This is a genomic window from Labilibacter marinus (assembly GCF_001659685.2).
In the GTDB taxonomy this organism is placed as follows: Bacteria; Bacteroidota; Bacteroidia; order Bacteroidales; family Marinilabiliaceae; genus Saccharicrinis; species Saccharicrinis marinus.
The window spans coordinates 71229-82741 of sequence record NZ_LXYE02000052.1 but is presented as its reverse complement, the minus strand read 5'-3'; the positions used below and the strand labels follow the sequence as shown (position 1 = coordinate 82741).

The 11513-nt window shown below is 36.3% G+C and carries 3 protein-coding genes; all 3 read right to left on the bottom strand.

The genetic code is table 11. The features are described from left to right. Positions 1-455: 455 nt before the first annotated feature. Positions 456-3377, bottom strand: a complete 2922-nt coding sequence (locus A8L32_RS20290) for an Ig-like domain-containing protein (protein WP_143525180.1) — start codon at positions 3375-3377, stop codon at positions 456-458. Between the two features lie 409 nt (positions 3378-3786). Next, a complete protein-coding gene (locus A8L32_RS20285) occupies positions 3787-7875 on the bottom strand; it encodes a hybrid sensor histidine kinase/response regulator transcription factor (protein WP_071797489.1) in 4089 nt (1362 codons plus the stop codon). An 80-nt stretch (positions 7876-7955) separates the two neighbouring features. Then, positions 7956-11321: a sensor histidine kinase gene (locus A8L32_RS20280; protein WP_083631431.1), complete on the bottom strand. Its 3366-nt coding sequence runs from the start codon at positions 11319-11321 to the stop codon at positions 7956-7958. Positions 11322-11513: the final 192 nt, after the last annotated feature.

The following is an 11513-nucleotide window of genomic DNA, read 5'->3' as shown; positions in this document are numbered from 1 at the left end:
AATAAATGTCTTCATATATATACCAGGCATCACAAAAAAAAGACGATTCTCTTTGTCATGCGGTGGTTGATAGTTACCAATAAGCCTTTAGAGGGTGTCGTTGTTAATATCTATCATAAGATGACCTTCTTGGTGATGAGGAGTTGACGGTACAGCGTATTGATTCTATAGCTTGAGTATAACTGGTAATTATTTGAGTTCTATTCTGAGATTAGAAATTAACCATTATGGCTATTTACCATATAGTTATTCATCTAGTTCCTGACTGAATCCTTCCCTTTCTTTAAAAAGAGTTGGTTAATTTACAGCTTTTTACTCAACACCAATACTTTAAACTATAAAAAATAGGATGCCAATACTGACATCCTATTCGTTTGGGATTTACTCATTCTTAGGTTAAGTTACTATTTCCCGTTTATGTAATTATTGCCCTAAAAAAAGCAAAAGCCGAGGAATTATTTCTTAATCACCTTTTGTACAATTATTTCACCAGATTTCATTTTAAGATTTAGCAAATATAGGCCTGCTTGTACATGACTGGTTTCAAGGATATCACTTTGCTGATTAACCATTTTTTTTGTGATGCTGGCACCACTGATACTGAACAGCTGTACGCTTGCAATTTCGCTATCGCTTTTAATGTTAATGTGGTTCGTAAAAACGGTTGGATATACCTTAGTATTACTTGAAACGCTGTTTATATCGGTTGTTTCAGATACGGAAAAAGGAAGCTTGATTGGGTCATACTGATTTTGCCAGTTTCCACCTGGAGGCAAAAAATAAATGACCCATCTATAACTTTCAGCCACATCTAATCCCGGATTAATAGGTACGGTAATATTAATCGTTCCGTTAGTAGCAGGTTGAATACCGTTTATACGTTTAAAACCATTGGTTTCGTTTCCCGCTCCAACTATTTTATGAATGGTTGTTACAAAGTCAACTGCTGTAGCACTGGTATAAATTACCTGAATGGTCATTTCTGTGGCCGATGGGTCAACTATAGTGGGTGCATTATGGCTAATGATTACAGGTTCTTCTACAGGTTCTGGCTCTTCACCGCCATTATCGGGGTTAGGGTTTGCATTGGCCGAACAAATATTTAGGCTTACCCAACGTCCGCGGGCAGTAGCAAAACCATCTCCTTCAGGAACTAAATTATTAGAAACCTGATTTGAAGTTACTCTGATGATATCCCCATTCTGAATAGCTACAGGCTCATCGTTGATCACTAAATCTTCGTATGTATAAGGAGCTGTAGCTGTACCATGAATTCTTGAGGCCTGCTTTTCTCCCACTTTTGTTCCGTTAATAAAAACAGCATAAGTACATTCTCCATCGGGTTCGCCAACCGCTTTAACTGTAAATGTAACATCTCCATCGGTTCCCGTGTAAGGCTCTTCAGCCGCAATATCTTGATTTATACCATTAGTACCGCCACAACCAATCACTTGTTCGCCTTTGTTAATACCATCGGCAGGACTATTAGGAATAGTTCCCTTAGCAGCAGGATCGTAACCACTAACAGAAGTCACATCAAAATCGTGCGCATTAATGGCAGCACAAATCTCTACAGGAACACCACCTGGCCTCATGTATATAGGAGAATTAGTTGCCAAGTCTTTTCTCTCGCCAACCGTAACAGCTGCGCCTTCTTTGTAAAATAGATAGTAATCTACACAAGTGCGTTGCGCTCTACCGCTTACTGAGAATGTATATTCAACACCAGCTTTAAGTGCATATTTCATGGTTTTCTTTGGCGAGCCATGATGCGGCTCTCCTTTTACAAACTGTCCCCAATCGCCTTTTAATGGGGTGCCTCCATCGTGTCCTCTACCATAAAACTTACACCATGTTGTTAGCTCATCTTTAGTCGCTCCACCTGTTACAGCATCAAAATCACCAGCCATTTTCACATAAATATCGTTGCATTTATCCCATTTGGCTCCTTGTAAATTCTGAGCCATTCGACCCGTTAAGTAGTATATACCAGTAGATCTGGGCGTAAACTTATACACCAAAATGTCTTGTCCCGATCCATTGCCATCTTCGGTACCGCCAGTATACTCAAGGTAGGTGTTGTTTATAGGATTTGGCGATGCGGCATCCTTAATAGGTAATACGTATTGCGACCATTCAGGCGTTCTTAGTACCCATTTTTGTAGCGGTGAGTTGGTTGATTCAGCTTCAAAACAAACATAGTCTTCTCCAGCATAATAATCTGCTGCTTCAACAACGCCAATCTGAAATTCGGCTCTTGCTGTTTTGTTTCCTTCAACAGTAGTGGCTGTAATAGTTGCATAACCAAGCTTTTTGCCCGTCACCAAACCAGTGTTACTTACTGTTGCTACTGTGCTATTGCTAGAACTCCACGTTACATTTTTGTTAATCGCTGTTTCTGGCAGAACCGTAGCAGTAAGTTGAAAAGTCCCATCAATTTCTTCAATATGGTATGATGTTTCGTTTAAACTAACACTCATGGGTTTGGTTGGATCGATAACAACCGGGATAACATCTGGGCCAATGTAGTCCTTTAGTTTCACTGGATTCCCCATTTCGTCACCTGTTACTAAATAAAAAGACATTCCAGCATCGGAATAATCAGCGGCGGAGTTGGCGCCTTTGCCTGTATGGTTTTGGTATACCCAATTTACATTAGGATCCTGGTGTGTATTCATCCAATTCCAATCGGCCATAGTGGATGCTTTAAACTTATCGTTTGAAGAATATACGTTAGGAGGCGTTCCGTTTTGGTCGCTTATTCTTTTAAAATTCACCTTGCTACCAAATGAAGTATTCATCATGTTCCATGTCCAACCATCATGATCGGTAGTTTCAGGATCTTTGTGCGATTGGCCATGATTATTGTTCCAGTCCGAGTGAGAGATGACGGTTACATAATTTAGAGCATCAGGATTTGTTCCGTTAGCAATGCGTAAGCCTTCACCAATTACATGCATAGGTCCAGCTCCAATAATAAATAATGGATCGGTTGCTGTAGATTTGGCAATTTCGGCTGCCATGGCAGCATAAGCTGCAGCTGGATCTTCCACTGCTGCCATAAAAGTGGCGTCCTGAAATCCAAATTTTTGTTGTCCTCCAAGCGCAACAGTATGCATTCTGTCCAATTGGTCGGAAGTAGTTTGGTTACTGCCCCAAATATGATCGGCATAAGTATAAAGCACTACTTTATCTTGTAAGCCAGCTTTGGCCAAAATCATCAATGCCATTTTGGTGGCATTAATATCATCGTGATCATGCTCATTTCCATCCGAGCTTAAGGCAATTCGTCCTATTCCTTGCCAGGTATTTGTGCCGCCAGCAAACACCTGGGTCATGATTGCCATACATAACATGAGTAGTAAAGTCTTCTTCATTTTTTCTGTTGTTTTAGTAAATGGATTTTTAAGGGTGAGTAATGAAACGTATAGGTCTGCTTACCTTTAAAATAATCTGCTTGTCGGAATGCAGATGAGATACATCAACCTTGAGTTAGTTTCAAGAACTCTGAGAGCCAAATGTATTTTTTACCAAGAGAACTAACCAACGGTAAATTCCTGTAAACACCAAGGGTTATTTTGTAATACATTGATATGCAGCAGTTAGACTATAGGGGATGTTTTATCGTTATTTAGAGCGGTAATTTACAGGAGGGTTTTTAAATGGTATTTAATACTTTAATTATGTCTTATGAAAATTAAACATTGTGGGTTCTAAGATAACTTAATGATATCGCTTGCCTTACATTGGATTTGGATGCAATGCTTAGGTATCAAAAAAAGATGCTTAATTATTATGTTGTTTTTTGTAAGCAGAAGGTGATAGTGAAAACTCTTTTTTAAAGTGCTCACGAAAATGCTGAAGGTCGGAATAACCCACTTCGTAAGTAACATCAGATACTCTGTTGTGTGGACTCTTTAATAATAAAGCTGCTTTTCGTAAACGCACCAAACGAATAAATTGCACGCATGTTTTTCCCGTAAGGGCTTTTATTTTTTTATTGAGATTGTCTTGAGAGATTTCATATAAAGCAGCCAATTGCTCAACAGTAAAACCCGCATTCGACATATTAGCTTCAATTAGTGAGGTTATCTTATTCAGGAAATCTTCATCGCGTGTGGTAAAAGTTACTTCAGAGGTTTTAAAGAATGGGTTTTCACCAATGTGTTTCCATATTTTTTCTCTGGTTTTTAATATAGCTACACATTGAGCTACCAGTATATCTAACTCAAAAGGTTTTTTAATATAGGCATCAGCTCCCAGTTGAAGACCTTGTAATTTGGATGCTGAATTGCTTTTTGCTGTTAGTAAAACCACAGGAGTGTGACTAATACTTTCGCTGTTTTTAATAGAGTGGCAAAGTTCGTAACCATCCATCATTGGCATCATAATGTCGCTAATCACCAAATCGGGCAAGAGTTCTTCGCATTTTAATAGGCCTTCTTTTCCATTGGCAGCAGCTTCTACTTTAAAAAAAGCACTCAATTTTTCTTCTAAAAAAGTACGAAGGTCTTTATTATCTTCAACTATTAAAATTAATTTTTCTTTGCAATCTATACTCGATTTATCTTCTAGCTTTATGGGTGAACAGTTATTATCTATATCTTCATCTCCATCAACATTTTCTTCAATCGTTTCAGTAATTATCTCGTTGGGTTTATCGTTAACAAAGTGTGCATTCCCTTTTTTAAAGTGCAAAACAAAGCTCGACCCTTCTCCAACTTTACTATTGACTTCTATGCTACCTTTGTGCAGACTGACCAAGCCTTTGCATAAGCTTAAGCCTATCCCCGTACTTTGGATGGTGTTAGAAGTAATATCATCGACTTGATAAAAGCGTTTAAATATGCTCTTTTTATCCTCTTCGGGAATACCTATACCATTATCACTTACTTCAATTTTCACTTCTTCTTGAAGTTCGCTAATAGAAATATTTACTTGGCCTCCCTCATCGGTGTATTTAATGGCATTAGATAGGAGGTTACTGATGATTTTCCCCATCTTATCCGCATCAAACCAGAGCAATACCGAATCTGACTCATGTGTAAATTGAAGATTTATTTTTTTGTTATCTGCTAATAGTTGAAATGAAGTTGTGATGGTTTCGGTAAATACAATAATATCACCTTGCTTTGGTAAGAGTTTCATTTTGTGCTGTTCCAACTTTCTAAAATCCAGAATTTGCCCGAGTAATCGAAGTAAGTTGTCTACATTTCTACCAATAACAGCAAAGTCACTATTAACTTTATCTTTGGGCAAAGTGTCCCATTGCGGAATAACATGATCGAAGTACCCCTTAATAATGGTAAGCGGTGTTCTTAATTCGTGTGATATATTTGTAAAAAAACGGAGTTTTACCTGAGTCAATTCTTTTTCTTTTTGCTTTTCAAAACGCTCCATCAAAAGCTCCTGCTTCATTTTGTTTCGGATTAACGAATAGCGCTTTGAGAAATACACTAAAGTAAGAATCAACAAGGAATAAGCGAAAAAAGCAAGTGACGTTTTATACCAGGGTTTATTGATTTTTATTTTTAACGCTAAGGGTTTTTGAGGCCAAATGCCATCCCTGTTACTGGCTATCACCTCTAAGGTATACTCGCCTGGATGCAGATTCGTATATTTAGCAAAGCGCGACTGTGCATTTATTTGAGTCCATTTTTCCTCGAATCCCGTCAATCGATATTTATATTGTATTTTTTCAGGAGCCTGATAATGCAGTGCCGAAAAGTACGCGGTAAAACTATTTTGTTGGTACGACCTAGTAATGGCTTCATCTAAGTTTTGGTAATTTAATAGTTGTGCTCGATTTAATACAACATCCTCATAATTCGGCGAACCCGCTAATATCATTTGCGTAAAGACTACCTCAGAGATTGTTGTATCGGTTTTTAGTTGCTCAGGATAAAAAGAATTAAATCCATTGTTTCCTCCAAATAGTAATTCTCCCGATTTTCTTCTGGTAGCAGCCAATTCTCTGAACTCGTTATCCTGCAAACCATCAGACGTGCTATAGTTGGATATTTTTTGAGTAGAAGGATTTAAAGAGCTGATGCCTTTATTGGTAGATACCCATATTTGATGAGCTTTGTCCTCAACTATACTTTTAATGTTGTTGTTGGGCAGGCCATCTTTGGTGGTCCAATGTAAAAACGAATCACTCTCTTCTTGGTATTTATTAAGACCTCCACCAAGCGTTCCTATCCAAATTTCTTTGTTTTTCGTTTCAAGAATGGGTAATATATAATCGTAACTCAAACTTGTACTATCCTTTTGACTATGCGTATATAGCTTAAACTTAGGAAGTGCTTTATGGCGTTGTTCAGGGCTAAGCATATTCAAACCCCTATTGGTTCCAATCCAAACTCTTTTTTTTGAATCAACACAAATGCTTCGAATTAGGTTACTGGCCAGTGTAGGAATTTGCTTGGTTAGAAAGCGCTTAAAAACATCATGCATATAATCATATCTGATAAGGCCTCCTTCGCTGGTGCCTAGCCATAGATATTGCTCATCTGAATCAATAGTATGAATAGGATGGGTAATTTTGCCGAATACCTTTTCCAAATTTTTAAGGTATACCCTTTGGCCATTGAGTGTGTATGTTTGTACATTTATTGGGTAAGCAGTACTAGCAATAATGTAAATACTATCGCCCATCTCAAACTCATGAAAACAATTGATGTTGTTTATAGTTTTTTTATCATCGGCTATTTCAAGAGGGATTTTGTTATAATCTGTTATGTTGGAGGAGAAATAACTGATGCCGCCACCATCTGTTCCCATCCATAGGTTGTTTTTTGAATCCTCAAAGAAACATTTGATATGATTGCTCTTAAGGTTGTTGCTGGTCAGTTGCTTTTTATAGAGTTTAAATTTATTGAGTTGATGACTTAGCTTTATAACTCCACTGTTAGCAGAGCCTAGCCAAAGCATTCCCATTTTATCTTTAAATATGCACTTTATAATATTACTGGCGAGCTGATCGTTGGTGTTTTCTTTGGTATAAGTGGTTACTTTTTTAAATTCAAGGGAATTTTCGTCCAGCTCTACATAATGAAGGCCGTTTTTGCTAGCTCCCCAAATATGTGTATCGTCCTCAACTAACAAAAAAGAGTATTGAGTAAAAGCTATTCTTCTTAATTTAAACTTTTTGTTTAGGTAAAACAATTTACCCAAACAAGAAATCAGATATCCTTCTTTAAAGGGTTTTATATCACTTACATTCAGCCATTTTTTAACTTCACTAAATTCCACTTTGTTTTCTAGGAGGTTGAGTTTAATATGTGTTAGGCTATTTGAAGTACCCATGAGGTATTCACTGTTAGATATCTTTTGAAAACAATTGATGGCAAAAGCATTTGTGTCTATACGGTAATTATCTCCTATTTTAATAGGTTCAAAACCTGATTCTGAAATCCGTAAAAGAAAGATGCATTCCTTAGTAAAGATGATGGCTTTATCATCGAAAAAGTCGATTCCAATAATTTTTTCTTTTTCAATAAGGTTAATGGAATCCTCGTTAATGGTAATGTTTTCTATATTTTCGCTTTTGTAACGTATGATGTTTAAACCTCTATCCGAAGTGCCCACCCAAATGTTTTTAAATTTATCTTCGGCAATGCATTGTATCAAATTGCTGTTTAGGGCCGCACCCTTTTCGGTACTTAAATGGTACGATTTAAAATCGTAACCATCATACCTATTGAGTCCATCGTAAGTGCCTAGCCACATAAAACCTTGGCTGTCTTGTAATATGCAGTTGACATCGTTTTGTGATAGGCCGTCTTTAGCAGAAATGCTTTTAAAAGCAACTTCTTGCGAGAAGCCTGAAAAGGTGCTGAAAAGGATTAATATGAGAAGAAAACATCTTGTCATTCAAACATTTCTTTATCAGATTGAGATTTCTTTGTTATTTACAAGTATAACAAGAAAATATTGAAAGTGTGACAGAGGAGTTAACTATCAGACTTTAATTCTTTAGGCAAGTAGAAGAAAAATTGAGTACCTTTGCCAGGTTCTGATTCAATCCATATTTTACCGCCTAAAATTCCAATAAGTTGCTTTACAATACTTAACCCAAGGCCAATGCCTTCGTGAAATTCTTTGCCTTCTTGTATTTTTTGAAATGGGGAGAAAATGTGTTCGTGATGTTTTTTGTCAATTCCAATTCCTGTGTCTTCAACGATAAATAAGTAGTATTCATTTGGCAATATTGAATCCTCTGTTGGTCTGCCTTCCAAGTGCATATGAGCATCCTCTTGCGAAAGCACCTTTAATATTACATGTCCTTTTTCAGTAAACTTTATGGCATTATTTAGTAGGTTAATAAAAATCTGTTTTAATCGTTCAGGATCTGAATGTATCAGGCAATCCCCATCCACAGAACCGGTATCAATTTTATAGTTTACGGCTTTATTAGTTGTTTTAAACGAAAGTGTTTTAAACGCAGTTTGACATAAATCTGAAATGCAAAAATCATGAAGCGTAAGTTGTATTTCACCTGCTTCAATACGTGATATATCAATAATATCATCAATGAGTACCAATAGGCTATCACTACTTTTTTGCACCATAGATGCGAATTCGGCTCGCTCTTTAGCACTGAACTCATCGCTGACCAGTAATGTTGAAAAACCAACAATAGAATTCATCGGTGTGCGTATTTCATGGGATAGGTTTGCCAAAAAAGCTGATTTTAATCGATCAGAGGATTCTGCCTTTTCCTTGGCTTTTTCTAAGTCCACTGTTCTGTCCCAAACTAGGTCTTCTAGGTAAAGTTTGTGTCTTTCAAGCTCCGATTTTTGTACAATAACTTCCTCACGACTTTCTTCTAATTCGGCATTGACTTCCTGAAGTTGTTGTGTTCTTTCAGAAACACTTTGTTCGAGTTGTTGTTTGTGTCTAATTAAATATCGGGTTCTTGCTAAAAAGATTAAATAAAGAACTAATAATGGGATAAAAATAAGCAGCAGTTTAAAGACAATACTGTCTCTAAAAGTGGGTTTGACTACTATAAATAATTTATCCTCTCTGTTGCTCCATACCTGGTCATTGTTACAAGCTTTGGCTTTAAGTGTATATTTACCAGCAGGCAACTCACTGAAAAATTTATAATCGTAAGCATAAAGAGTGTCCCATTTTTCTTCAAGACCATCCAGTTTCCATGCAACCATATTCTTCTCAGGACTAATATAATTTAGCGCTGAACAATAAAATGAAATTTGTTTTTGACTTGTATTTAGTTGGAGGGTATCTCCAGGAATATATTCAAGTTTATACTGTTCATCTGGATTACTCGATCCACTTTCGTTATCGACATAGAAAGAATTTATATCGGTAAATGGCTTAGTTTTATTGTAATTAAAATGATTGACATTAAACTCAATAAATCCACCAAAACCACCCAGTAAAACATGGCCATTATTACTACAAAACGAAGCTCCATCATTAAATTCTCGACAGAACGTACCATCCAATCTTCCGTATATTAAGGCTCTGTTTTTATCAGCATCGTAACGTACTATCTTATTATTGGTGTTCATCCAGTAATAACCTTCATTGTCTTTTATGATTTTGTACACATTTGAATTAAGGTTTTCATTGGAAGATACTGCGGATATTTTTTTAGACTGAAGATTGAACTTAAGTAAACCTGCACCATAGGTTCCTAACCAAAGTTCATCATTGCTATGTGGATAAATATCAATAACTAGGTTGTGTCTTAGAACATTGCCTACAGCTACTTTTACTGTAGTAGAGTATCTATTAAACGCCCCACTTTTGGGGTTTAATGATATTAAATAGCCATTTCTATCGCCAATCCAAATGCCTCCTTTTTTATCAAATTCAATACATGAGGTGCGAATTCTTCCATTGGTTTTATAATTCTCAGGAAAAGGAAATACTTTTCTCTCTTTTGTAGTTTCGTTATAACAAATGATACCTGCTCCTGTTGCAAACCATAAGTCACTATTATGCTGAGTTATGCCTGTTATAAAATCGTAGTTTTTATCAGAGAAGTTATCATCTCTAAAGCTAGTTGTTTTAATCTCATGATTTTGAGGATTGATTTTAATTAATCCTTTATTACTGCATAGTAAAATCTGTTTCTCTTTGTTTTCGATACCAGCCCATATGTTTCCATAGTTTTTAGGAAGCTTTTCAAATAACTTAAAATTTTTTCCTGTTTTTGAATAAAACAAACCTCTGTGCGACCAATACCAGTATGTATTATTGGAATGTTTTAATAAAAAGAAGAGATTATCTGTGCTATTGTCTTTACCTGTTTCTGCAGAAAAATGCTTAAAATGGGATGTAGAATAATCAATCATGGACAAGCCATCTTTGGTACCAGCCCAAATTAAAGGTTGATTTTTGGATCCACATAATGAGCTAACCGAATTGTTAACCAGTGATTTTTTATTTCCTTCTCCAATAAAGTGTTTTAATATCTCGCCTTTGAGATTAAGTATATAAATGCCTTTGCCATTGGTGCCTACCCAAATATTTTGATGGGCATCAACCAAATGAGATCTAATTATAGCGGGCTTAAACTGATCATCTACAATTACTTGTTTGCTATTTTTGGATGAATCAAAAAGTGTTATTCGCCTGTTTGTACAATATAAAATGGAAGTGTCGCTAATTGCAGAGAATGAGATAACTTTATCTGTGCTTACATAATGGCGTAATTCTAGCTCTTCAATTTTTGAATCATTAATAACGGATATATCGCATTGATACATGCCTTTAGAGGTCGCTAGTAGTATTTTTGAACCAACTTTTTTTATGTCTTCAACAGCATAGTTTGAAGATCCTTTCATCAGGACATCGGTATATTCATTGGTGTTTAGATTGAGAACCTGCAAGCCTTTGTTTCGAGTTCCAATAAATATATAGTTTTTGTACCGTAGTAGGCAGTGCACGGCTGACATACCTTGATGATGTTCTTCGTCGTTCCTTCGTTGATAATTGGTAGACTTAAAGGAGGAGGTGTTAAATTGGCTAATGCTACCGAAGTCTGTACCCACCCATAGAATCTTTTTATTGGGATCGACATATAGGGCTGTGATATTATCCTCAGCAATGGAGGTGGAGTCGGAGGCGTCGTAATTAAATACATCGAAGTACTGACCATCATACCAATATAAACCATGGTTGGTTCCTATCCACATATATCCTGTCGAATCTTGCACAATGCATTGTACCAAAGGGTTTGTTAAACCTTCGTATTCTCCAAAATTAGTAAAGTTAAACTGTTGCGATTCTGTATAGGGTAAATACAAGCAACATATTAAAAGTCCAAGTAACAGTTTTTTCAATGTCAGGGATTTTACTATTTATCAACCAAGTGACCGTATTTATCTCCGTAACGGCAATATTTACTTAAGGTTACATCTTAAATAATAAAGACCCACTACAGGCCTTTAATTTACGAATTTTAAGTTGAAAATAATAGGAGGGCTAAACATCAAAGAACAAAAAAAGCCATCCGAAATAAATCGAATGGCTTT

Excerpts from the sequence above, each read along its gene's own strand:
- A8L32_RS20285 (WP_071797489.1), bottom strand. The coding sequence starts at position 7,875 with ATGACAAGATGTTTTCTTCTCATATTAATCCTTTTCAGCACCTTTTCA.
- A8L32_RS20290 (WP_143525180.1), bottom strand. The coding sequence starts at position 3,377 with ATGAAGAAGACTTTACTACTCATGTTATGTATGGCAATCATGACCCAG.